Origin of the sequence: Pseudomonas sp. IT-P4 (genome assembly GCF_949767755.1) — a bacterium.
Lineage (GTDB): Bacteria > Pseudomonadota > Gammaproteobacteria > Pseudomonadales > Pseudomonadaceae > Aquipseudomonas > Aquipseudomonas monachiensis.
In genome coordinates this window covers 1-22595 of sequence record NZ_CATKPX010000028.1, presented here as the reverse complement: position 1 = coordinate 22595, position 22595 = coordinate 1, and the positions used below count along the sequence as shown (strand labels likewise).

The window sequence follows — 22595 nt, the reverse complement described above, 5'->3', positions numbered from 1 at the left end:
TCTCGCCTGTCACTCTGTTGTCGAGTGATCAGACCTTCTCTTATTGGTGGGGGGCGAGGATCAAACGCTCATCCTCTTTGAAAAAATGCTCATCGCAGTTATTGCCTGTGCCACTGCGATCAACCACCAGGAAGTCATCCCGCTTTTCGATCGTCAGCACCGGGTGGTGCCAAACGCCGCGATGGTAATTAATGCCCTGCCTGCCGTTGGTGACGAAGGCGCGGACCAAGCCTGATACAGGTTCATCGCCAAGTGGCGCGACCACGATCAGAAAGGGGTTGCCGAGCAGCGGTATGAAAGCCTGGCTGCCCAGCGGATGGCGTTCCAGCATGCTCACGGTCAGCGGCATGTCCTGCGCGTCGGCGCGGAAGATGCTGATGATCGCGTTGTCCTCAGGCTTTGCGGTTTCGACCACAGCCAGTTTATGGAAGCGCATGGTCGAACCGTTGTTGATCATGAAGTGATCGCTGCCGTCGGTTTCGATCACGTCACCGAAAGGGGCGAAGGCTTCTTTGGTCAGCGGTTCAATCGTCAGTGTGCGCATGCTGTTCTTCTTTTCTTCAAATGTATGTTCGGTTTACCGCATTACCTGTAGGAGCTGGCGCAGCCTGCGATCTTTTGACTTTGCTTTGTAAGATCAAGATCAAAAGATCGCAGCCTACGGCAGCTCCTACAGGCTCAGCATTACTTCGCGACCTTGCCCAGTACACGCAGGCGGCTCACACCACCATCCGGGAACACGTTCAGGCGGATGTGGGTGATCGGGCCCAGCGCCTTGATCTGCTCGGCGAAGGTGTGCTCGGCGTGCATTTCCAGCTTCTGGCTTGGCAGCAGTTCGCGCCAGAACAGCGACTGGGTTTCGATCTGGCTGTCGGTGCCGCCCTTCACGAACGCGCCCTGGATCGAGCAAGTGTCCGGGTAGTTACCCTTGAAGTGCAGGGTGTCGACGATGATTTTCTCGATCTCGCCCGGGTGGCCCAACGCGACGATGACCCAGTCATTGCCCGGAGTACGACGACGTGCGGTTTCCCAGCCATCGCCCATGTTGATGCCACGGCCCGGGTTGAGGATGTTGCTCATGCGGCCGAAGTGTTCGTCGGAGCAGGCGAGGGCGCGGCCACCGTTGAGGGCAGCGGCCAGGTCGACTTGCTCGTTGTCGCCGACAGCGGACCAGTCGCGGAACGGAATGCCGTACACGCGCAGACGGGCAACACCACCGTCCGGATAGATGTTGAAACGCAGGTGGCTGAACGCCTGGTCGTTGTTGATTTCGTGGAAGTGGTGGCTGTTGCCTTGCAGCTCGACGGCGGACAGCACTTCAGTCCACTGGGTGTTGTCATCTGGCTCGCCCGAAGCCAGGAAGCAGGCTTCCAGGGACGCCGACGGCGGGAAGTTGCCGGTGAAGAATGAAGTGTCGATGTCGACGCCCTTGATCGAACCCGGTACGCCCAGGCGGATCACAGCGCTGTCGAAGCCTTCGAAGCGCTTGCGGCGCGATTCCCAGCCGTCCATCCACTTGCCGTTGTCATCGAACACGCCCTCCTTCCATACGGCCGGGGTCGGTTGGAACAGACGGTTGGCGTCTGCGAACCAGTCATCGGTGACCGAGATGATCTTGGTGCCCAGGCGGGCATCGGCCAGGTTGACGAACTTCTCGAAAGGTACGGCGTAAGCTTTCATTCTTCTTGTCTGCCTTTAAATAAGTGGCTTGGGATGCTTGCGAGGCCCTTGGCGGTTTCGGCGTTCTTGAATCCGCTCAGGCCAGGCTTGCTATAGGGTCAGTAATCGGAACAGGGCGATCTTGTTGATCTGCGCCAGCGCGCATTTGAATTCGGTCTCGACCGAGTTGTGGATGCGCGTTTCGAACGCTGCGAGGATCTGATGCCGGTTGCTGCCTTTTACCGCCATGATGAAGGGAAACTTGAACTTGGCTTTGTAGGCGTCGTTCAGCTCGGTGAAGCGAGAAAACTCTTCGGCCGTGCATTGGTGAATACCGGCGCCAGCCTGCTCATTAGTGCTGGCTTCGGTCAATTGTCCCTGGACGGCAGCTTTACCGGCCAGGTCCGGGTGAGCGTTGATCAAAGCCAGCTGGCTTTGGTGATCGGCGCTCAACAGGATGTCGCTCATGCGCTGGTGCAGGGTTTCGATCTCGTCGATCGAAGCGTCCTGGCCCAGGTCGAAGGCCTTCTCGGCCACCCATGGCGAATGTTCGTAGATGTCGGCGAAAGCGGCGACAAAGGCGTCGCGGCTCAGGCTCGAAGGTTTGACGGTTTGAAAGGTGCTCATTTGGCAGCCCCTGTGTACGGGTGGGTTTCTTGCCAGTGACGCGCGATGTCGACGCGACGGCTGAACCACACCTGTTCATGACTTTTAGCGTATTCGATAAAGCGCTTGAGCGAAGCCAGACGCGCCGGACGGCCGATCAGGCGGCAGTGCAGGCCGATCGAGAGCATTTTCGGTGCCTCCGCGCCTTCGGCGTAGAGCACATCGAACGCGTCTTTGAGGTATTCGAAGAAATCGTCGCCCTTGTTGAAGCCCTGGACCTGGGTGAAGCGCATGTCGTTGGTGTCCAGGGTGTACGGGATCACCAGGTGCGGCTTGCCGGTCGGGTTGTTCGGTTCCCAGTAGGGCAGGTCGTCGTCGTAGGTGTCGCAGTCGTAGAGGAAACCACCTTCTTCCATCACCAGGCGACGGGTGTTCGGGCCGGTGCGGCCGGTGTACCAGCCCAGTGGGCGTTCGCCGGTGATTTCGGTGAGGATGCGGATCGCTTCGAGCATGTGCTCGCGTTCCTGGGCTTCATCCATGTACTGGTAGTCGATCCAGCGATAGCCGTGGCTGCAGATCTCGTGGCCGGCATCGACCATGGCGCGGATCACGTCCGGGTGGCGCTGGGCGGCCATGGCCACGGCGAAGATGGTCAGCGGAATGTCGAATTCCTTGAACAGCTTCAGGATCCGCCACACGCCGGCACGGCTGCCATACTCGTAGAGGGATTCCATGCTCATGTTGCGCGCGCCTTGCAGCGGCTGGGCAGAAACCATTTCCGAGAGGAAGGCTTCGGATTCTTTGTCACCGTGCAGGATGTTGCGCTCGCCGCCTTCTTCGTAATTGAGTACGAACGACAGGGCAATGCGGGCATTGCCCGGCCAGTGGGGGTGAGGAGGGTTACTGCCGTAACCGACCAGGTCGCGTGGGTAGTCAGCGCTCACTGCAGGCTTCCTTCTTATTCGATGATGACGGTTGGTGTGACGCAGCTGAAAACTGGATGGCAGGCTGGCGTCACAGCGATGGGCTGATTGTATACAACTTTATGTTCGCTTTGTAAGCCTGATTTTTCGCATTTTTCACCGACTGTCATCTTTTACTGCTATTGGCGTGAGCCTGCAAGAAATCTGCCTGACTGGTCAATTATTGATTGAAGGGCTTATAGGTTGTGCGGTTCGGCGGGAAATCGACGGCAAATATGCAGATGGCGAGGGTGATGGGAAAAATGTCGTTTTTATTGTGTACAATTTTCTTTAAAAGTGTCTTAATCAGTCGCTCGCCGCAGCTTTTCGTGCTCCGAATCGGTGCGGTCTCCTTTTCAACTGACTTCGGGAGGCGCGAAGTCTGACTGCTCCACGCAGGCAGGCGCGCAGAATCAATGGGACGTTTGACTACACACGTTTTGGACGCAGCACACGGTTGCCCGGGCAGCTCGATCAAGGTCGAGTTGTACCGCGTTGAAGGATCGCAGCTGGAATTGGTCGCCACTGCCGTCACCAACAGCGATGGCCGTGTCGATGCGCCGCTGCTGCAAGGCGATGACTACCGCACCGGGGTCTATCAGGTCCAGTTTCATGCGGGCGATTACTACCGCGCCCGTGGCGTCAAGCTGCCGGAGCCTGCATTTCTTGATGTGGTGGTGCTGCGTTTTGGCATCTCCGCCGAGCAGGATCACTACCATGTGCCGTTGTTGATTTCGCCTTACAGCTACTCCACCTACCGCGGCAGCTGATCCCCCAGGCAGCAGCTGCACCCTGGAAGCGACTGCGCATATAGCTTCTTTGGTCTTTCGCCCGCTCACACTGCGGGCTTTTTTTCGTCTGTGAAAAAGTCAAAAGATCGCAGCCTTCGACAGCTCCTACATATCCCGCGTAGGAGCTGCCGAAGGCTGCGATCTTTTGATCTTGCTGTTTAGCGGCTCAGCAGGGACGCTGCACCCGCGCCACTGAACAACCCTGCACTGATCCGGTTAAACCAGCTCTGCCCCTTGCCACTGCGCAGATATCGCGCCGCACCATGGGCGCCGAGGCCATAAGCCAACTTGCAGGCCAGATCCAGCAGTGTCCAAGTGACAATCATCACCAGCAACTGCGGCAGGAACGGCTGTTCGGCACTCAGGAACTGCGGCAGGAAAGCGGCGAAGAACAGGATGTCTTTCGGGTTGCTTGCGCCCAGCATGAACGCACGCCCGAACAGTGCGCGAAAGCGTGGCACCGGCGCGGCTTGTGGCACTTCAGCGCCGTGGGAAGGCTGGCGCGATTGCTGCCAGCTCTGCCAGGCGAGGTAGAACAGGTAAAGGGCGCCAAGTATCTTCAGGGCACTGAACAGCTGTTCCGACGCCAGCAACAACGCACCCAGGCCCAGCGCCGATGCACTGAGCAGGCAGATCGAGGCCGATACGCCGCCCAGAAAGGCCGGGTAAGAGCGGCGCAGGCCGTAATTCAGACTGTTGCTGATCATCAGCAACGACAGCGGCCCCGGGATCAGGATCACTATCAGCGCAGCGCCGCTGAACAGCAGCCAGGTTTCCAGACTCATCACTTTTCTCCATTTGCACAAAAGCCCCACCCGACGGGGTGAGGCTGTTTTCAAGCGTGTACCGCGTGTGGCTTACAAGAAGATGAACTTGGCGATGAAGATCGCGCAGAGCACCCACAGGCTCACGGAAATTTCCTTGTACTTGCCGGTACCGGCCTTCAGCGCCACGTAGGTGATGAAGCCCAGTGCGATACCGTCGGCGACCGAGAAGGTCAGCGGCATCATGATTGCGGTGACAATCGCCGGAATGCTGTCGGTGGCTTCGTCCCATTCGATATGGGCCATGCCGCCCATCATCAGCATCGCTACATAAATCAGTGCACCCGCGGTTGCATAGGCAGGAATCATCCCGGCCAGGGGGGCGAAGAACATGGCTGCAATAAATAGCACACCTACGGTCACTGCGGTAAGACCAGTCCGACCACCCGCAGCTACACCAGCGGCACTTTCCACGTAGCTGGTGACCGGCGGAACGCCGACTACCGCGCCGAATACGCTTGAAGCACTATCAGCTTTCATGGCGCGGGAGAGGTTTTCGATGCGGCCGTCAGCACCGACCAGGTTGGCGCGCTGGGCAACCCCCATCAAGGTACCAGCGGTGTCGAACATATGTACGAAGAGGAACGCCAGGACCACGCTGATCATGCTGACGTTGAACACGCCGGCGACGTTCATGGCCATGAAGGTGGGTGCGAGGCTCGGTGGAGCCGACATGATGCCCTCGTAGTGCACCAGGCCCAGACCCCAGCCAGCGAGGGTCACGGTGATGATGCTGATGAGGATCGCGCCGAACACCTTGTGATAGCTGAGGATGGAGATCATCAGGAAGCACACGGCGGCGAGCAGCGGGCCAGGTTCGCGCAGGGAGCCGAGCTTGATCAGTGTGGCCGGGCTATCGACGACGATACCCGCGGTTTTCAGGCCGATCAGCCCCAGGAATAGACCCACGCCGGCGCCCATGGCGAAGCGCAGGCTGACCGGGATGCTGTTGAGCAGCCATTCGCGGATCCGCGAGAAGGTCAGGATCATGAACAACACACCGGACACAAACACCGCGCCGAGGGCGGTTTCCCAGTTGTAGCCCATGGTGCCGACCACGGTGTAGGTGAAGAAGGCGTTCAACCCCATGCCCGGTGCCAGGCCGACCGGCCAGTTGGCGTACAGGCCCATCAACAGGCAACCCAGGGCCGCGGCGATGCAGGTGGCGACGAACGCCGCACCGTGATCGATCCCGGCGTCGGCCATGATGTTGGGGTTGACGAAAATGATGTAAGCCATGGTGATGAAGGTTGTCAGACCGGCGATCAGCTCGGTCTTCACCGTGGTGCCGTGCAAGCTGAGTTTGAACAGACGTTCCAGCAAGCCATTGCGTAATGGCGGCGAGAGATCCAGCGTCGATGCTTCGGATTTGCGGCTTTCCACAGCGAATACTCCTCAAGAGTTTTATTGTTATTTCCAGGGCCGGACCCATGAGGGTGGCAGCGGCCCTTTGAGGCACTTGCGAATTTGTTGACCTCTTGGTCAGGAACTCGCACGAAGTGGATTATGCTTTTGTATACAAAGAAAGCAAATAATGTTTTTGATTTTGTTTACGAAAAGTTTGGCTTTAGGGATATATCGCCTGTTCCGACGCCTTCGCGAGCAAGCCCGCTCCCACAGGAAGCGGCGGATCTGCGCATATTTTTTGACCGAATCGAAACCTGTGGGAGCGGGCTTGCTCGCGAAGAGGCCGGATCAGTCAGCATCAAAATCAGCAGGCAGAATGATTCAGTCGGTATGCGCCTGGCTTTCCCCCAACGCCAGATTCACCGCCAGCCACCCATTCACCGCCGTCTCCCCGGCCTCGGCAAACACCCGCTCCAGCAATTTCACCTGCTCGCGCCGCAGCATCTGTTCAAACCGCGCGCCTTCGGCGGTCAACTCCAGCAGGCGCTTACGCTTGTCGGTTTCGGGTGCGACGCTCTCGACCAGATGCATCTCCAGCAATTGCCGCAACGGCATGTTCAACGCCTGCTTGCTCACGCCGAGCAACGCCAGCAGTTCCTTGACGCTCAGGTTCGGATAGCGGGCGATGAAAAACACGATGCGCTGATGCACCCGGCTCAGGCCGCGACGTTCGAGCATTTCATCGGCCTTGGCGGTGAAGGCCTGGTAGCCGAAGAAAAACGCTTCCATGGCCTGCTGCTGGGAAAGCGGGTTTTTAAGGTCAAGCATATTGACGTATCCGTTCGGGGAGGCGTAATTTCAGTCAACAAGTTTGACTCATTTTTCACATGCCTCGCTACCGGTGATCCCCATGGCTTTTTCCGAACGTGTCTCGCGCCTTAAAAGTTCTTTGATCCGTGAAATCCTCGCCGCGGCCCAACGTCCGCAGATGATGTCGTTTGCCGGCGGCCTGCCGGCCGAAGCCATGTTGCCGAAGGTCGATTGGGCCCGGATGCCGGTTTCCATGGGCCAATACGGCATGAGCGAAGGCGAGCCGGCGCTGCGTGAAGCGCTGGCCGCCGAGGCGCGAGCGTTGGGAGTGCCGTGCGAGGCAAGCCAGGTGCTGGTGGTCAGCGGCTCACAGCAAACCCTCGACCTGGCGGCCAAGCTGTACATCGACAAGGGCACCGAAATCCTGCTCGAGGCGCCGACTTATCTGGCGGCGTTGCAGATTTTCCAGCTGTTCGGCGCCGATTGCCTGACCGTGCCTCTGGAGGCCGACGGGCCGAACCTGACGGAGCTACGCGCTCGGCTGGAGCAACACCGTCCGGCCTTCATCTACCTGATCCCGACCTTCCAGAATCCATCGGCGGTGCGTTACAGCGAAGCCAAGCGCGACGCGGTGGCGGCGTTGCTCGATGAATTCGGCGTGACACTGATTGAAGACGAGCCTTACCGCGAACTGACCTTCGACGGTGGCAGCGCCACCCCGATTGTCAGCCGCTTGAAGAAGGCCAGCTGGATCTATACCGGGACCGTATCGAAAACCCTGTTGCCGGGTTTGCGCGTCGGCTACCTGATCGCCAGCCCGGACTTGTTTCCCCATTTGTTGAAACTCAAGCAGTCGGCGGATTTGCACACCAATCGGGTCGGCCAGTGGCAGGCGTTGCAATGGATTGGCACCGAGAAATACCAGCAACACCGTAGTGGGTTGCGCGACTTTTATCGGGGGCGTCGGGATGCATTTCAGGCTGCGCTGGAAACGCACTTCTCGGATCTGGCGGACTGGAACGTGCCGCAGGGCGGGCTGTTTTTCTGGTTGAAACTCAAGCAGCCGCACGACACCCGCACCTTGCTCAATGCCGCGCTGGCCAACGACGTGGCGTTCATGCCGGGCGAACCGTTCTTCCCCGAGCCGGATAATCATCCGGGGTATCTGCGGTTGAACTTCAGCCACATTGATCCGGCGCGGCTGGATGAAGGGATCGAGCGGTTGGCGGCGGTGGTGCGTGCTGCCCAGGCCGCAAAAGCAGCGTGAAAACAAATAAACCGGCGCGAGGGCCGGTTTATTTTTGTCCGGGATTTGCGGTGCCTGTGCGGGCTTGCTCCGGGCGGCGTTCCGACGAAGGCGTCAGTCAGATCACCACAAAAACATCAGGCCGCCGCGAAACGCTTGTCCAGATAATCAATGATCACCTTGGACTCATACATCCAGGTGGTCTGGCCATTATCTTCAATGCGCAGGCACGGCACCTTGATCTTGCCGCCTTGCTCGAGCAGGGTCTGGCGATCCTGTTCGTTGTTCTTCGCATCACGCAGTGCCACCGGCACATTCAGGCGGCGCAAGGTGCGGCGGGTCTTCACGCAGAACGGGCAGGCGTGGAATTGATACAGCGTCAGGCCCTTGGCAGCCGAGTTGACCTGTGCCTGAACTTCCGCCGGACGCTGCTTCTTGCCTGGGCGGGTGATGAAGTCGATGAAGATGATCAGTTGGCCAAGGCCGACACGAAGCGCTTTTACGAACACGTTGAAAGCCTCACGGTGCGAATGAAGAAGGGCGCGCAGCTTACCTGATTTTTTGCAGGCGAAAAAAAACCGGCGATGAATGCCGGTTTTCTTCGTGCCGCGAATTACTTGATGAGGCTGAGGAATTCGCTGCGAGTGGCGGCGTTTTCACGGAACTCTCCGAGCATCACCGAGGTGATCATCGTCGAATTCTGCTTTTCCACACCGCGCATCATCATGCACATGTGCTTGGCCTCGATCACCACCGCGACGCCCAAGGCACCGGTAACCTGCTGGACCGCGTCGGCGATCTGGCGGCTGAGGTTTTCCTGGATCTGCAGGCGACGGGCGTACATGTCGACGATCCGCGCCACTTTCGACAGGCCCAGGACCTTGCCGCTCGGGATGTAGGCGACGTGAGCCTTGCCGATGAACGGCAGCAGGTGGTGTTCGCACAACGAGTACAACTCGATGTCCTTGACCAGCACCATTTCACTGTTGTCGGAGCTGAACAGGGCACCGTTGGTGACCTCTTCCAGTGTCTGTTCATAGCCGCGGCAGAGGTACTGCATGGCTTTGGCGGCACGTTTTGGCGTGTCGAGCAGGCCTTCGCGGGAAACGTCCTCGCCGAGCTGGCCGAGGATCGCCGTGTAATTCTGTTCCAGGGACATGAAACTACCTGTGGGATTTTACGCAAAGGGCAAGGGTACGGTGACGGACACGACGCTGCAAGCGTGACGCGTCAGCTTTACTCGTCGCGACCTTCCATCATGGTACGTTTGAGCATCACATAAACCGCGCCGGCACCACCGTGTTTGGCCTGGCACGAGGTGAAGCCGAGCACCTGTGGATGCTGGCGCAGCCAGGTGTTGACGTGGCTTTTGATCATCGGCCGCTTGCCGTCCAGTCGCACGGCCTTGCCATGGGTGACGCGCACGCAGCGGATTTCGAATCTGGTGGCTTCGGCCAGGAACGCCCAGAGGGTTTCCCGGGCCTTTTCCACGCTCATGCCGTGCAGGTCGAGGCTGCCTTCGAACGGAATCTGCCCGACCTTGAGCTTGCGCATCTGGCTTTCCTGCACGCCATCGCGGGCCCACATCAGCTCGTCTTCAGGGCCGACGTCGATGACGAACTGATCGGACAGCCCGTCGACGGTGGTGGATTCGGTGCGTACGGTCGCCGCTTGACGCAGCTTGGCAATCTGCGCGCGGTCAGCCTTGGGTTTGCCGGTTTCGGCGCGATCGTGCTTGATCGGCTTGACGCCTTGGATCGCGCTTTTGAACAGGGAAAAATCGTCGTTTTGCATGTCAGCCTCCGCGAAGGGCGGCCAGTTTACCCAACTCGAAGCGAATCGGGCGCGACAAAAACGCGCGCGACGCCAGGCTCAGTCGTGTTTTTTCATCAGGTGCGGGGACATGGCCAGTTCCCGCGACTGCCGCGAGCGACGACGGCAACGGCGCCATAACCAGACACCGAGGTACAGCACGAACAGGCCGATCGCCAGGATCACGGCGGCACCGGTGCGGCTGGTGTTCAATTCACCCAGGGCGGGTGCGTGGCCGAGCAGGCTGGCGGCACCGGCCATGGCGAGCAATACGCCACACATCGCCAGCAACGCTGCGAACGTCGCGCCGATTCGAAATCGCCAGTTGCTTTGGCCTTTGGGCCGCAAGCGGCGAGCGTCAAAACCATCGGATAACTTCATTCCGACCTTCCTCAATGGGTATCGGCCCTTCGACCGGGAGTTGACCGGGATGTTCCTGAGGCTAAGACAATTACGGCAAATGGGAGGCTTTTGCGGATGAGCGGCGTTCCATGCCGCTCATTGAGCGTCGATCAGATCAGTTCACGGGTCAGCGCGAGGGTGGCGAAGTTGTCGCCCATGATCGCCATTTCCGTCTGATGAACGTGTGCGGCACTGAGCACGCCGCCCTTGTAAGGCAGGTCGCGGGTGGCGCAGGCGTCTTCCACCAGGGTGCAGCGAAAGCCCAGGTTCTTGGCGGCACGCACCGTGGTGCTGACGCTGGAGTGGCTCATGAAGCCGCAGACGATCAGGTCAAGGGCGCCGAGGTCTTCCAGGCGTTGTGCCAGTTCGGTGCCGTGAAACGCGCTTGGCAGCAATTTGCCGATGACGGTTTCATCGCTCTGTGGCTCCAGGCCCGGAATGAACTCACCACCTACGCCCTGGGGGTTGAACAACCCGCCGAGCGTACCGAGGTGGCGGACATGCACGATCGGCCGGCCGGCGGCGCGGGCAGCGGCAAGCAATTGCTTGATGTTCGCGACAGCTTCATCCATGCCGCTCAGGGCCAGGGGACCGCTGAGGTATTCTTTCTGGGCATCGATGATGACCAGCGTGGCATGGCTCAGATTGGCCGCTGCATAACCGCGGCCACTGAGTTGAAACATCGTTTTTGGAACAGACATTCTGGGGCTCCTTGGAGTGGGGCTTTTGCGCCATTGTCCTCTGGCTGAGCGGTTCTGTGAATGGCTACGATCACAGGTGCCGTCGTTGCTGGCCTGTAGCCTTGTCAATAGTCGCGTTTTGTTCAATAGCCTGGCGAAAAAATGGATAACTCCTACATTTGAATCGGTGGTTTCCCGCGTCGTCGTGACGTCGTTTGACTGGTAGAATCCCCCGTCGATTTTTCTGGAGTTTGCCGTCGTGATCACTTCCCGCCTTCGCACCCTGCGTGACCATATCCGTTGGGCCGTCAGCCGCTTCCATGGGGAGGATCTGTTTTTCGGCCACGGTACCGACAATGCCTGGGACGAAGCCCGGCAATTGGTGTTGGGCGCGCTGCACCTGCCGTGGGAAATCGCCGATAGCTATCTCGACTGCAATCTGGAAGAAGACGAAGTGGTTCACCTGCAGCTTTTGCTCAAGCGCCGCATCGAAGATCGGGTGCCGACCGCTTACCTGCTGGGTGAGGCCTGGTTCTGCGGCATGTCGTTCATCGTCGATGAGCGCGTGCTGATCCCGCGTTCACCCATTGGCGAGCTGATCGAAAATCGTTTTACCCCGTGGCTGGCCAACGAGCCGGCGCGAATTCTCGACCTGTGCACCGGCTCCGGCTGCATCGGCATCGCTTGCGCCTACGAGTTCCAGCATGCCGAAGTGGTGCTGGCCGACCTGTCGTTCGAAGCGCTGGAAGTGGCCAACCAGAACATCGAGCGCCATGGTGTCGATGAGCGTGTGTACACGGTGCAGGGCGACGGCTTCGAAGGCTTGCCGGGTCAGCGTTTCGACCTGATCGTGTCGAACCCGCCCTATGTCGACGCAGAAGATTTCGCCGACATGCCGGACGAATACCAGCACGAACCGGAGCTGGGCCTGGCCTGCGGTGATGACGGTTTGAACCTGGTGCGACGCATGCTCGCCGAGGCGGCGGATCATCTGACCGAGAAGGGCTTGCTGATTGTCGAAGTGGGCAACAGCCAGGTGCACGTCGAGGCGCTGTACCCGGAAGTGGACTTCGCCTGGCTGGAGTTCGAGCGTGGCGGCCATGGTGTGTTCATGCTCAGCGCGCAGCAGTGCCGGGAGCATCAGGCGTTGTTCGTTTCTCGCGTCTGACCTTTAAACGCAAAAGATCGCTGCCGAAGGCTGCGATCTTTTGATTTACCGGTGCGTGGCAATCCAGATCAACAACCCGGCCTGAAACACCGCAAACGCCACCAGGCAGGTGATGGTGAATCGCAGCCCGGCGTCTTCGCGTTTGTACTTGCTGACTTTCTCTTCGTGTTTCTTGAGTTTGACTTCCTGCTCGGCCAGGTTCTGCTCGGCTTGCTGGAGCATCTGCGCCGCCTCGAGAATTTCCACGACCTGCAGTTTTTCGCTGTTCCACTCGCCAGAGAGGTCGCCGACCTTGACCGCCTTGACGCTGCCTTTCAAATGCTGGGCATCGGCATACACCACGTCGAACCCATGCACGCGCAAAAAATGATCGCGACGCAAGCGGGTGTCTTCGTTCAGTGCATCCTTGTTGTTCAGGTCAAAGCCGTCGACGGTGTAGGTCGGCCAGCGCTTCTTTGCCCAGTTGATGCCCTGGGCCGCCATGTAGCGGCCAATGCCACGGTTCAGCGGTTCAATCTGCAATCCGCTTTCCGGTCCGAAATTCACGCGTTTTTCGGCGTGATCGACCCACACGTCCAGATGATTCTGCTCCTTGCGTACGCGCTGGCCGGGCAGGGTGATGCTCATGCGCATCAGGCTGTGCGCCTTGTCGTTGCGCTCGGCATAGCCTAATTCGACAAAGCGCAACGGGCGCCCGCCAGTGTTGCGGTCAGTCTGCAGCGGCGCCAGACGGAGCATCTTGTGGTGCTCGACGTGGACGTCCGCCCAAGGTAGCTCGACCGCTGGCGGTGCGTCTTTTTCAGCGCTGGTGTCGGGTGAAGTCTGGGTGTCAGTCATAACGGCGAGATCCTGTCCAAGCTCAGCTTGTCGCCAACCAATGTGTTGGCGACAAAGGCTTATCGGCCGTTTTTTTCAAGACTGGAGGTTAACTGGCGCGAAGTCCGTCAATAAAACCGAGGATTCGCGTGCCCAGTTCCGCCGCCAGGGGTAACTGCGGGTCTTTATAGGAGGCCATCTGGCGTTTGACGTCGTTGGGCACGATGCGCATGACGTGGTTCATGCCCTCGATCAGCGCCAGTTCGGCGTCCGGTTTGGCCGCCTTGAGCAGCCTTGCGTCATTGACGCCGACCTGGATGTCGTTGCTGCCCTGGATGATCAGTGCTGGCATCTTCAGCTTGGCAAATGCGGTGGCCGGGTCCTGGCGGAACAGGGAAATCAGGTAAGGCTGCACGCTCGGGCGGAAAATCGCCTGCAAGGGTGGCGGCACATTGTCGTCGGGTTTCCCGGCCTTGAGGCTGTCGAGCAATTCATTGCTGCGCAGCATCAACGGTGGTGGCAGGCGATTGCCCAGTTGCTCGCGAATGACCTGATCCACTGGCCTTGCGCTGCCCGAGACAGAAATCACCGCGTCGGCATCGATGTCCGGCGCAGCGAGGCTGGCGATCAAGGCGCCTTCGCTGTGACCCAGCACGATCAACTGGCCGAAACGCGGATCGGTCTTGAGCTTGCGGCCCCAGGCCTGAGCGTCGGCCACATAGGCGTCCACCGTCAGATTGCGTTCATCCGGGGTTGCCGCCAGGCTTGCGGCCACGCCGCGCTTGTCGTAGCGCACGCTGGCGATGTTGTGTTTGGCCAGCACCCAGGCCAGACGCTTGAGGCTGTCATTGCGCCCGCCGTCGGTGTTGTTTCCGTCACGGTCCGTAGGGCCGGAACCGGAAATGATCAGCACAACCGGCACTCGATTGTCGGATTTTGGCAGTAACAGCGAGCCGAAAAGCTCGCCGGTGCCGGTATCCAGGGTGATCGGTCGTTGCAGGACAGTCGCCTGGGCGAAGCCGGAAATCATTGTAAGGCTCAAGGCTAGAACTCGCAGCATCATCGCGCCATCATCCAGAAGATGCCGGTTGGACTCACAGGCACCCATAAGGTTCGAGGATGAACTACTTGGGTAGCCTGCGTATACTGGCGCGCATTACGTATTCAGGTTCATTTCACGGAGCGTCCTGCATGTCCGGCAATACCTACGGCAAGCTGTTCACTGTCACCACCGCGGGCGAAAGCCATGGCCCGGCGTTGGTCGCCATTGTCGATGGCTGCCCGCCGGGGCTGGAGATATCCCTTGAGGATCTGCAGCGTGACCTGGACCGCCGCAAGCCCGGCACCAGCCGCCACACGACCCAGCGCCAGGAAGCCGACGAAGTCGAAATCCTCTCCGGCGTGTTCGAAGGCCGCACCACCGGTTGCGCCATCGGCCTGTTGATCCGCAACACCGACCAGAAGTCCAAGGACTACTCGGCGATCAAGGATCTGTTCCGCCCGGCCCATGCCGACTACACCTACCACCACAAGTACGGCGAGCGTGATTATCGCGGCGGCGGCCGCAGTTCGGCCCGCGAAACCGCGATGCGCGTCGCGGCCGGTGCGATTGCGAAAAAATACCTGGCCAGCCAGGGCATCGTCATTCGCGGCTACATGAGCCAGCTGGGGCCGATTGAAATCCCGTTCAAGACCTGGGAATCGGTCGAGCAGAACGCCTTCTTCAGCCCGGACCCGGACAAGGTGCCGGAACTGGAAGCCTACATGGACCAGTTGCGCCGGGACCAGGACTCGGTCGGCGCGAAGATTACAGTGGTCGCCGAAGGCGTGATGCCGGGCCTGGGCGAGCCGATCTTCGACCGTCTCGACGCCGAACTGGCCCATGCGCTGATGAGCATCAACGCGGTCAAGGGCGTGGAAATCGGCGCCGGTTTCGCCAGTGTCGCCCAGCGTGGCACCGAGCACCGCGATGAAATGACCCCGGAAGGTTTCCTCAGCAACAATGCGGGCGGTATTCTCGGCGGTATTTCCTCCGGTCAGCCCATCGTTGCGCACCTGGCGCTGAAGCCGACATCGAGCATCACCACACCGGGCCGTTCCATCGACATCCATGGCAACCCGGTGGAAGTGATCACCAAGGGCCGTCACGATCCGTGCGTGGGCATCCGCGCCACGCCGATTGCCGAGGCGATGATGGCCATCGTGCTGATGGATCACCTGCTGCGCCACCGTGGGCAGAACGCCGATGTGCGTGTGAGCACGCCGGTGCTGGGTCAGCTGTAAATGGCTGACATCATGGTCGCAGCCGTCTGATGGCGACTGCGGCGCTCCCGTACTGGCGGCTCTCCAGTTTCTATCTGTTCTATTTTGCCTTGCTCGGTTCGACAGCGCCGTTTCTGGCGCTGTACTTCGATCACCTGGGGTTCAGCGCCGCGCGCATCGGCGAGTTGGTGGCGATCCCGATGCTGATGCGCTGCGTGGCGCCGAACATCTGGGGCTGGCTGGGCGACTACACCGGTCGGCGGCTGGCCATCGTGCGCTTCGGCGCGGTGTGCACGCTGCTGACCTTTTCGCTGATTTTCGTCAGCAAGACCTACGCCTGGCTGGCGATGGTCATGGCCTTGCATGCGTTCTTCTGGCACGCGGTGTTGCCGCAGTTCGAAGTCATCACCCTGGCGCACTTGCAGGGCCAGACCTCGCGCTACAGCCAGATTCGCCTGTGGGGCTCGATCGGTTTCATCATCACCGTGGTCGCGCTGGGCCGTTTGTTCGAATGGCTGAGCCTGGACATCTACCCGGCGGCGCTGGTGCTGATCCTGGTCGGCATCGTGGTCAGCAGTCTGTGGGTGCCTAACGCGCAACCGATTCAGGGTGAACGGTTGACCGGGGAGGGATTCCTCCAGCAACTGCGCAACCCCGGTGTGTTGGCGTTTTACGGCTGCGTGGCGCTGATGCAGATGAGCCACGGGCCTTATTACACGTTCTTGACGCTGCATCTTGAGCACCTGGGTTACAGCCGGGGCGTGATCGGTATGCTCTGGGCGGTTGGCGTCGTCGCTGAAGTTTTGATGTTCTTGGCCATGAGCAAGATCCTCGCGCGGTTTTCCTTGCGCCGGGTGCTGATGGCGAGTTTTCTGCTGGCGGCGTTACGCTGGTTGCTGCTCGGGTCGTTGGCCGAATTCCTTTGGGTGCTGCTGTTTGCCCAGGTACTGCACGCGGCGACATTCGGCAGCTTTCACGCCGCTGCCATTTCATTCGTGCAACGTAGCTTCGGCGCGCGCCAGCAAGGCCAGGGCCAGGCGCTGTATGCCGCGTTGGCCGGCACCGGCGGTGCGTTGGGCGCTTTGTATTCCGGCTACAGCTGGAATGCCCTCGGCGCGGCATGGACCTTTAGTATTGCCAGTCTCGCAGCCGTCGCGGCTGCCGTTATCATTGCCACACGTATGCAAGAGGACAGGCCATGAGCCTTACCCGTGAACAACTCGCCCAGGAAATCATCGACGCCGGGCGTTTTCTGTATGGCCGCGGCTGGTCGCCGGCCACCAGCAGCAATTACTCGACCCGCCTGTCGCCGACCGAAGCCTTGCTGACCGTCTCCGGCAAGCACAAGGGGCAACTGGGCATGGACGATGTGCTGGCCACCGACCTGTCGGGCAACAGCCTGGAGCCGGGCAAGAAACCGTCCGCCGAAACCCTGCTGCACACCCAACTCTACAGCTGGCGCCCGGAGATCGGTGCGGTGCTGCACACCCACTCGGTGAACGCCACCGTGCTGTCGCGCCTGACGTCGCAAGACTTCATCGAGTTCGAAGACTACGAACTGCAAAAGGCCTTCAGCGGTGTGACGACCCACGAATCCCGGGTGCACGTGCCGATTTTCGACAACGACCAGGACATTGCGCGCCTGGCCGCCAAGGTGCAGCCTTGGCTCGACGCCCATCCCGATTGCGTCGGTTACCTGATTCGCGGCCATGGCCTGTACACCTGGGGCGCGCGCATGAGCGATGCCCTGCGGCAGATCGAGGCCTTTGAATTTTTGTTCGAGTGCGAGTTGAAGATGCGCTCGCTCTTTAAAGCATGAACCGTTAAGGAGTTGCCCAGATGAGCAGCCTGTCCGTCTATCACGTTTCCAGTCCCGAAATCCCCAACAAGGTGCTGACCCATTTCGAAGACATCGCCTCGACCCTGGCCGAGCAGGGCGTTCGTTTCGACCGCTGGCAAGCGGCGGCGAAGATCCAGCCGGGCGCCAGCCAGGAAGAAGTGATCGCCGCCTACCAGGAGCAGATCGACAAGCTGATGACCGAGCACGGTTACGTCACTGTCGACGTGATCAGCCTCAACAGCGATCACCCGCAAAAAGCCGAACTGCGTGCCAAGTTCCTCGACGAACATCGCCATGGCGAAGATGAAGTACGATTTTTCGTCGCTGGCCGTGGCCTGTTTACCCTGCACATCGACGATTACGTCTACGCGGTGCTGTGTGAGAAAAACGACCTGATCTCGGTGCCAGCCGGAACCAAGCACTGGTTCGACATGGGCGAGCATCCGCATTTCGTCGCGATCCGTCTGTTCAACAACCCGGAAGGTTGGGTAGCCAATTTCACCGGCGAAGACATCGCCAGCCAATTCCCGCGCCTGGAGGACTGAGTCGATGCCGATCAAAGCGATTCTCACCGACATCGAAGGCACCACCAGCGCGGTGAGTTTTGTGTTCGACGTGCTGTTTCCCTACGCTGCCAAACACTTGCCGGCATTTGTCCGTCAGCACGCCGAACGCGCCGATGTAGCAGAGCAACTGGCTGCCGTGCGCCGCGACGGCAACGAACCGAACGCCGACGTCGAGCGGGTCATCGAGATCCTGTTGGGCTGGATCGCTGAAGACCGCAAGGCCACGCCGTTGAAGGCGTTGCAGGGCATGGTCTGGGAACAGGGCTATCAGGCCGGGCAGTTGAAGGGGCATGTGTACCCGGACGCCGTTGACGCACTCAAGCGCTGGCATCGGGACGGCTTTCAACTGTTTGTTTACTCGTCCGGCTCGATCCAGGCCCAGCGGTTGATCTTCGGCTGCTCGGAGGCAGGGGATCTGACGCCGCTGTTCAGCGGCTATTTCGATACCACTTCGGGCCCCAAGCGCGAGGCGCAGTCCTACGCCAACATCAGCCAGGCGATCAACCTTGAGGCGGGGCAGATCCTGTTTCTGTCGGACATCGTCGAAGAACTCGACGCGGCGCGCACGGCGGGGATGGCCACATGCGGGCTGGCCCGTGAGGGCGGAGAACTGGCAGGGCATGTCACCGTGGACAGCTTTGCGCGGATCGATCCTGCTAATTTCTAAACACCACAAAACCTGTGGGAGCGAGCAAGCCCGCTCCCACATTTTTTTACAGTGAGTGATAGGTCGGCAGCGCAAACCGTTGCTGGCTCTGCAGCATGGAAATCTGCGGCAGTTCACTGGCTTGTTCGGCGAGGTCGCGGCGAATCGCACTGATGACCCACGTCAGTTGGTCGCCATTGTGCAACTGCTGGTAGGAAATCGAACGCTTGAACACTTTGCCTTCGCCGCCGCTGAGGGTCAGCAGGATCCCACCGTCAGGGCGGGCCTGGGTGGTGACGTCGAAGTTGGAGAACAGGGACGAAAATTTTTCCTGAATCAGGTTCATGTCTTTCAGCTCCGTTAGCTCTTGAATGGCAAGCATACGGAGAGGGTTGCAGTGATTGTGCCAGCCTTGGTTTTCTATAAATTAATATATAAAACAACAAGTTAGTATCGTTGGTGATTTTTGCTTTCGTGCATTCTGCATGAACGGCCATCGTGCATCCTGCATTTTGCGCGGTCGCTCGGCGATTCGATGGAACCATTGCGTGTGCGAGGGTTCACGATTGGCCCTGTATCAACCGCGGATCAAGATCGCAGATCAAGATCGCGGATCAAGATCGCAGATACAAAACATTTCAAAAACCGCGTGTACAGCTCAAGAACCGTTGACGTATTTTCGGGCTCAGTCATCGCAGCCCGACAATAAAAAGATCGAACGGGAGCAACATGAGTCGCACGTCGAACGACACGATTACCTGGGGCATGATGCTCCGCAAGCTGCCTTCCATTGCCAAGGCCATCCCCCGGGTGGTGAAGGGCATGAAGGCCGCCAACGTCAAGGACCCGACCCAAGCGTGTGGTTTGGGCTGGAGTTTCGAGCAAGCCACGTTGCGTAACCCGGATGGCCCGGCGCTGTTGCAAGGCGACGTAACGCTCAGTTACTCCGAGGTCAACCAATGGGCCAATCGCATCGCCCATCACCTGATCGGCCAAGGCATCGGCAAGGGGGATGTGGTGGCGGTCTTCATCGAGAATCGCCCGGAACTGCTGGTGACCATACTGGCGGTGGCCAAGGTCGGCGCAATCAGTGCGCTGCTCAATACCTCCCAGACCCGCGACACCCTGGTGCACAGTGTGAATCTGGTGGCGCCGGCGGCGATCATTGTCGGTGAGGAGTTGGTCCCGGCGTACCTCGGAGTGCGTGACCGGGTGTCGATCAAGGCTGACCGAACCTGGTTCGTCGCCGATCAGGACACCTCGCGCCAACCGGGTATCGCGCCTGAAGGTTTCATCAACCTGATGACCGTCAGTCTCGACGATGGCAGCGACAACCCGGCCAGCAGCCGGCAGATTTTCTTTGATGATCCCTGCTTTTATATTTACACCTCGGGCACCACGGGGTTGCCCAAGGCGGGCGTGTTCAAGCACGGACGCTGGATGCGCAGTTCGGCGAGCTTCGGCATGATCGCCCTGGACATGCGCCCCGACGATGTCGTCTATTGCACTTTGCCGCTGTACCACGCCACGGGCCTTTGCGTGTGCTGGGGTTCGGCCGTCAGTGGTGCCAGCGGGTTCGCCATCCGCCGCAAATTCAGCGCCAGTCAGTTCTGGAACGATACGCGCAAGTACCGGGCGACCACCATCGGTTATGTCGGCGAATTGTGCCGCTACCTGGTCGATCAACCGTCCAGCGCCGACGACAGCCGGCACGATGTGAAGAAAATGATCGGCAACGGCTTGCGGCCCGGCGCCTGGAACGAGTTCAAGACCCGCTTTGCGGTCAATCACATCTGCGAGCTGTACGCCGCCAGCGACGGCAACATCGGTTTCACCAATATTCTCAATTTCGACAACACCATCGGTTTTTCCCTGATGTCCTGGGAGCTGGTTGCGTACGACCACGACAGCGGCGCGCCGATTCGTCAGGCCAATGGCCTGATGCGCAAGGTCGCCAAGGGCGAGCAGGGGTTGTTGCTGGCAAAAATCGACGACAAGGCACCCCTGGACGGCTACACCGATCCGCAGAAAACCGCCAAGGTTGTGCTTGAGGATGTGTTCGAAAAGGGCGACCGCTACTTCAACACCGGCGACCTGTTGCGCAACATCGGCTTTGGGCATGCGCAGTTTGTCGACCGCCTGGGCGACACCTACCGCTGGAAGGGCGAAAACGTCTCGACCACGGAGGTCGAAAACATCCTCCTGCAACACCCGCTTATTTCCGAAGCCGTGGCCTATGGCGTGGAAATCCGCAACACCAATGGCCGGGCCGGGATGGCGGCGATTACCCCGGCCGAATCCCTGGCAACCCTGGATTTCAGCGAGCTGCTGGCCTTCGCCCGCGAGCAAATGCCGGCCTATGCGGTGCCGTTGTTCCTGCGGGTGAAAGTGAAAATGGAAACCACCGGGACGTTCAAATATCAGAAGACCCGACTCAAGGACGAGGCCTTCGACCCGGGTAAAACCGGCGATGATCCGATCTATGCCTGGCTGCCGGGGACGCAGACTTACGTGCAGGTCACGGAGCAGTTGTTGTCCGACATTCACGACGGCAAGTACCGCTATTGAATCTGGCTATGGCGGCCCATGAGAAAAAACAAGTGACAGTGCCGGGGGCGCTCGGGAAACTGTCGGCTTTTACGAATGACAGAAAAGGGAGTGCCCAATGTCAGACAAAAGCCGCCAGATGACCCCCGAAGAAGCCGCCGAATTCACCGAACAGGTATTCAACAAGGCACGGGAGGGCGATGCGGCGATGATGGCCGCGCTGCTGACCAAGGGTTTACCGCCGAACCTGCGTAACCACAAGGGCGATACCTTGCTGATGCTGGCCGCGTATCACGGTCACGTGGACACGGTAAAAGTCCTGCTGGAGCATAAGGCCGACCCGGAGATCCGCAACGACAACGGCCAGAGCCCGATTGCCGGCGCCGCCTTCAAGGGCGACCTGGCGGTGATCAAGGCCTTGGTCGACGGCGGCGCCCAGGTGGAAGGCTCGTCCTTCGATGGCCGCACGGCGCTGATGATGGCGGCAATGTTCAACCGCGTCGAAGTGGTCGACTACCTGATCAGCAAGGGCGCCGACCCGAAAGCCAAGGACGCCAATGGCATCACCGCGCTGGAGGCGGCTAAAACCATGGGCGCTTCCGATACCGTTGCGCAGCTTGAGAAGCTGATTGGCTGATTGCTTTAAAAGATCGCAGCCTTCGGCAGCTCCTACGGGTGTACGCCACTCAATGTAGGAGCTGCCGAAGGCTGCGATCTTTTTTGGGCATTCGAATCTATCCTTGCGGTATCCTTCGCGCCCTCAAAATTCACCTCGCTACAGGATCCTCCCCATGAAAGCCGCACTCGTCGAACTCATCAGCAAAATCAGCTCCGGGTGCATGGGCGAAGACGAAATCCTCAAGGTTGCGGACGAAGCGGCCCAGGCATACGCCGATCAGGATGCTTTTCTGAGCGCCAATCCGGACATCAACTACGACGAAACCTTCCCGATCCCGCTGGGTGAATGGGTGGTGGTTGGCAGCCTACCGGAAACGGTACTGTTCCAGGCTGACACCTACATGGACCTGTTCGCCCAGATCGTCGCCTCATTCGGCCCAGGGGTGGAGTTCAATCTCAAGCCCAAGCAACTGGCCAAGACCGAAGCCCTGACCGCGCTCAACCGCATCCAGGTGCAGATGAGTAGCATGAACAAGGAAAATGGTGGCTACACGCTGATGAATTTCAGCCAGTTGCTCGATGACGAATTGCAGGTGGTCCTGGTCTACGGCAATGACGTGCCACGGGTGCTGGAATTGTGCGCAGAAGCGGGCATCGCAGCCGCGCCATCCCTGGAAGCCCTGAAAGTGGCGATCCACGTCTGACCCAGACACTGTCAATAAAAAGGAATCCTCGCGACGAGCGTCTATCCTGAGGGGGCATATCACTCTTTGGGAGCGTCACCATGGGTTCCACGTTCAACAGCCTGGTTGCCTTGATCATTTTTGTCCTGGACATCTGGGCCATCATCAACGTCTTCAAAAGCAGTGCCGAGACCGGGATGAAAATCCTCTGGGTACTGCTGATCGCGCTGTTGCCGGTACTGGGACTGATCATCTGGGCCATCGCCGGGCCGCGGGGCAACGTCAAACTCTGAGCAGGCGACACTGAACC

General features: G+C 59.6%; 28 protein-coding genes. 13 read left to right on the top strand and 15 right to left on the bottom strand.

What is annotated here, in order from left to right; genetic code table 11:
* Window positions 1–40: 40 nt before the first annotated feature.
* From ACM6IT_RS11360 to puuE, 4 genes are all read right to left on the bottom strand, one after another.
* Window positions 41–544, bottom strand: coding sequence for an ureidoglycolate lyase (locus ACM6IT_RS11360; protein ID WP_007993087.1), 504 nt, complete (start codon window positions 542–544; stop codon window positions 41–43).
* A 140-nt stretch (window positions 545–684) separates the two neighbouring features.
* Window positions 685–1680, bottom strand: a complete 996-nt coding sequence (alc, locus tag ACM6IT_RS11355) for an allantoicase (RefSeq protein WP_409078466.1) — start codon at window positions 1678–1680, stop codon at window positions 685–687.
* Between the two features lie 90 nt (window positions 1681–1770).
* On the bottom strand, window positions 1771–2286 hold the full coding sequence (gene uraD, locus ACM6IT_RS11350; RefSeq protein WP_056721807.1) for a 2-oxo-4-hydroxy-4-carboxy-5-ureidoimidazoline decarboxylase: 516 nt from the start codon (window positions 2284–2286) through the stop codon (window positions 1771–1773).
* Window positions 2283–3209 (bottom strand): allantoinase PuuE, encoded by a 927-nt coding sequence (puuE, locus tag ACM6IT_RS11345; protein ID WP_108218982.1) that lies wholly within the window; start codon window positions 3207–3209, stop codon window positions 2283–2285. The genes uraD and puuE overlap by 4 nt, the downstream gene beginning before the upstream one ends.
* Window positions 3210–3375: 166 nt before the next feature.
* Here puuE and ACM6IT_RS11340 point away from each other — a divergent pair, with 166 nt between their 5' ends.
* Together ACM6IT_RS11340 and uraH are read left to right on the top strand one after the other, a co-directional pair.
* Window positions 3376–3522, top strand: a complete 147-nt coding sequence (locus tag ACM6IT_RS11340) for a hypothetical protein (RefSeq protein ID WP_414913147.1) — start codon at window positions 3376–3378, stop codon at window positions 3520–3522.
* Between the two features lie 121 nt (window positions 3523–3643).
* Window positions 3644–3997, top strand: a complete 354-nt coding sequence (gene uraH, locus ACM6IT_RS11335; protein WP_008017679.1) for a hydroxyisourate hydrolase — start codon at window positions 3644–3646, stop codon at window positions 3995–3997.
* Window positions 3998–4176: 179 nt separating this feature from the next.
* Here the strand turns inward: uraH and ACM6IT_RS11330 are convergent, their stop codons facing one another.
* The 3 genes from ACM6IT_RS11330 to ACM6IT_RS11320 all read right to left on the bottom strand — a co-directional run bounded on the left by ACM6IT_RS11330 (window position 4177) and on the right by ACM6IT_RS11320 (window position 7017).
* Entirely contained in the window at window positions 4177–4803 is a 627-nt protein-coding gene (locus tag ACM6IT_RS11330) for a LysE family translocator (protein ID WP_223542321.1), read from the bottom strand.
* A 72-nt stretch (window positions 4804–4875) separates the two neighbouring features.
* On the bottom strand, window positions 4876–6225 hold the full coding sequence (locus ACM6IT_RS11325; RefSeq protein WP_008048392.1) for an NCS2 family permease: 1350 nt from the start codon (window positions 6223–6225) through the stop codon (window positions 4876–4878).
* Between the two features lie 345 nt (window positions 6226–6570).
* The gene (locus ACM6IT_RS11320; protein ID WP_414918017.1) at window positions 6571–7017 is read right to left on the bottom strand and encodes a MarR family winged helix-turn-helix transcriptional regulator; all 447 of its coding nucleotides are present in this window, start codon (window positions 7015–7017) and stop codon (window positions 6571–6573) included.
* Window positions 7018–7099: 82 nt separating this feature from the next.
* Here ACM6IT_RS11320 and ACM6IT_RS11315 point away from each other — a divergent pair, with 82 nt between their 5' ends.
* On the top strand, window positions 7100–8266 hold the full coding sequence (locus tag ACM6IT_RS11315; RefSeq protein ID WP_414918016.1) for a PLP-dependent aminotransferase family protein: 1167 nt from the start codon (window positions 7100–7102) through the stop codon (window positions 8264–8266).
* Window positions 8267–8382: 116 nt separating this feature from the next.
* Here the strand turns inward: ACM6IT_RS11315 and ACM6IT_RS11310 are convergent, their stop codons facing one another.
* The 5 genes from ACM6IT_RS11310 to ACM6IT_RS11290 all read right to left on the bottom strand — a co-directional run bounded on the left by ACM6IT_RS11310 (window position 8383) and on the right by ACM6IT_RS11290 (window position 11160).
* Window positions 8383–8754, bottom strand: coding sequence for a glutathione S-transferase N-terminal domain-containing protein (locus ACM6IT_RS11310; RefSeq protein ID WP_056721816.1), 372 nt, complete (start codon window positions 8752–8754; stop codon window positions 8383–8385).
* Window positions 8755–8858: 104 nt separating this feature from the next.
* A complete protein-coding gene (folE, locus tag ACM6IT_RS11305; protein WP_007988130.1) occupies window positions 8859–9404 on the bottom strand; it encodes a GTP cyclohydrolase I FolE in 546 nt (181 codons plus the stop codon).
* 77 nt (window positions 9405–9481) lie between these two features.
* Window positions 9482–10039, bottom strand: coding sequence for a Smr/MutS family protein (locus ACM6IT_RS11300; RefSeq protein ID WP_414918015.1), 558 nt, complete (start codon window positions 10037–10039; stop codon window positions 9482–9484).
* A 78-nt stretch (window positions 10040–10117) separates the two neighbouring features.
* Complete coding sequence (locus tag ACM6IT_RS11295) at window positions 10118–10438, bottom strand: hypothetical protein (protein ID WP_008048404.1); 321 nt, start codon at window positions 10436–10438, stop codon at window positions 10118–10120.
* A gap of 131 nt (window positions 10439–10569) precedes the next feature.
* A complete protein-coding gene (locus tag ACM6IT_RS11290) occupies window positions 10570–11160 on the bottom strand; it encodes a cysteine hydrolase family protein (protein WP_056721821.1) in 591 nt (196 codons plus the stop codon).
* A 238-nt stretch (window positions 11161–11398) separates the two neighbouring features.
* On the opposite strand from ACM6IT_RS11290, the gene prmB reads away from it, so the two are divergent.
* Complete coding sequence (gene prmB / locus ACM6IT_RS11285; RefSeq protein ID WP_414918014.1) at window positions 11399–12307, top strand: 50S ribosomal protein L3 N(5)-glutamine methyltransferase; 909 nt, start codon at window positions 11399–11401, stop codon at window positions 12305–12307.
* A gap of 45 nt (window positions 12308–12352) precedes the next feature.
* Here the strand turns inward: prmB and ACM6IT_RS11280 are convergent, their stop codons facing one another.
* Both ACM6IT_RS11280 and ACM6IT_RS11275 read right to left on the bottom strand, forming a co-directional pair.
* The gene (locus ACM6IT_RS11280) at window positions 12353–13144 is read right to left on the bottom strand and encodes a hypothetical protein (RefSeq protein WP_414918013.1); all 792 of its coding nucleotides are present in this window, start codon (window positions 13142–13144) and stop codon (window positions 12353–12355) included.
* 88 nt (window positions 13145–13232) lie between these two features.
* On the bottom strand, window positions 13233–14231 hold the full coding sequence (locus ACM6IT_RS11275) for an alpha/beta hydrolase (RefSeq protein ID WP_056721827.1): 999 nt from the start codon (window positions 14229–14231) through the stop codon (window positions 13233–13235).
* 83 nt (window positions 14232–14314) lie between these two features.
* Here ACM6IT_RS11275 and aroC point away from each other — a divergent pair, with 83 nt between their 5' ends.
* From aroC to mtnC, 5 genes are read left to right on the top strand one after another with little or no spacing between them, the layout of a single operon-like run.
* Window positions 14315–15406 (top strand): chorismate synthase, encoded by a 1092-nt coding sequence (gene aroC / locus ACM6IT_RS11270; RefSeq protein WP_007974902.1) that lies wholly within the window; start codon window positions 14315–14317, stop codon window positions 15404–15406.
* Between the two features lie 29 nt (window positions 15407–15435).
* Window positions 15436–16587 (top strand): MFS transporter, encoded by a 1152-nt coding sequence (locus ACM6IT_RS11265; protein ID WP_414918012.1) that lies wholly within the window; start codon window positions 15436–15438, stop codon window positions 16585–16587.
* A complete protein-coding gene (locus ACM6IT_RS11260; protein WP_414914662.1) occupies window positions 16584–17204 on the top strand; it encodes a methylthioribulose 1-phosphate dehydratase in 621 nt (206 codons plus the stop codon). Before ACM6IT_RS11265 ends, ACM6IT_RS11260 begins: the two co-directional genes overlap by 4 nt.
* Before the next feature lie 20 nt (window positions 17205–17224).
* Window positions 17225–17770, top strand: a complete 546-nt coding sequence (locus ACM6IT_RS11255; protein WP_056721834.1) for a 1,2-dihydroxy-3-keto-5-methylthiopentene dioxygenase — start codon at window positions 17225–17227, stop codon at window positions 17768–17770.
* 4 nt (window positions 17771–17774) lie between these two features.
* Complete coding sequence (gene mtnC / locus ACM6IT_RS11250; RefSeq protein ID WP_414914663.1) at window positions 17775–18458, top strand: acireductone synthase; 684 nt, start codon at window positions 17775–17777, stop codon at window positions 18456–18458.
* Window positions 18459–18504: 46 nt separating this feature from the next.
* On the opposite strand, the gene ACM6IT_RS11245 is transcribed toward mtnC, so the two are convergent.
* The gene (locus ACM6IT_RS11245) at window positions 18505–18783 is read right to left on the bottom strand and encodes a DUF3509 domain-containing protein (protein WP_414914664.1); all 279 of its coding nucleotides are present in this window, start codon (window positions 18781–18783) and stop codon (window positions 18505–18507) included.
* A gap of 383 nt (window positions 18784–19166) precedes the next feature.
* Between ACM6IT_RS11245 and ACM6IT_RS11240 the strand changes: the two genes are divergently transcribed.
* The 4 genes from ACM6IT_RS11240 (at window position 19167) to ACM6IT_RS11225 (ending at window position 22578) form a co-directional block, all read left to right on the top strand.
* Window positions 19167–21005 (top strand): long-chain-acyl-CoA synthetase, encoded by a 1839-nt coding sequence (locus ACM6IT_RS11240; protein WP_414918011.1) that lies wholly within the window; start codon window positions 19167–19169, stop codon window positions 21003–21005.
* A 97-nt stretch (window positions 21006–21102) separates the two neighbouring features.
* Window positions 21103–21621: an ankyrin repeat domain-containing protein gene (locus tag ACM6IT_RS11235; protein ID WP_223459068.1), complete on the top strand. Its 519-nt coding sequence runs from the start codon at window positions 21103–21105 to the stop codon at window positions 21619–21621.
* Window positions 21622–21775: 154 nt separating this feature from the next.
* The gene (locus ACM6IT_RS11230) at window positions 21776–22306 is read left to right on the top strand and encodes a hypothetical protein (RefSeq protein WP_414918010.1); all 531 of its coding nucleotides are present in this window, start codon (window positions 21776–21778) and stop codon (window positions 22304–22306) included.
* An 80-nt stretch (window positions 22307–22386) separates the two neighbouring features.
* Complete coding sequence (locus tag ACM6IT_RS11225) at window positions 22387–22578, top strand: PLD nuclease N-terminal domain-containing protein (RefSeq protein WP_046042941.1); 192 nt, start codon at window positions 22387–22389, stop codon at window positions 22576–22578.
* Window positions 22579–22595: the final 17 nt, after the last annotated feature.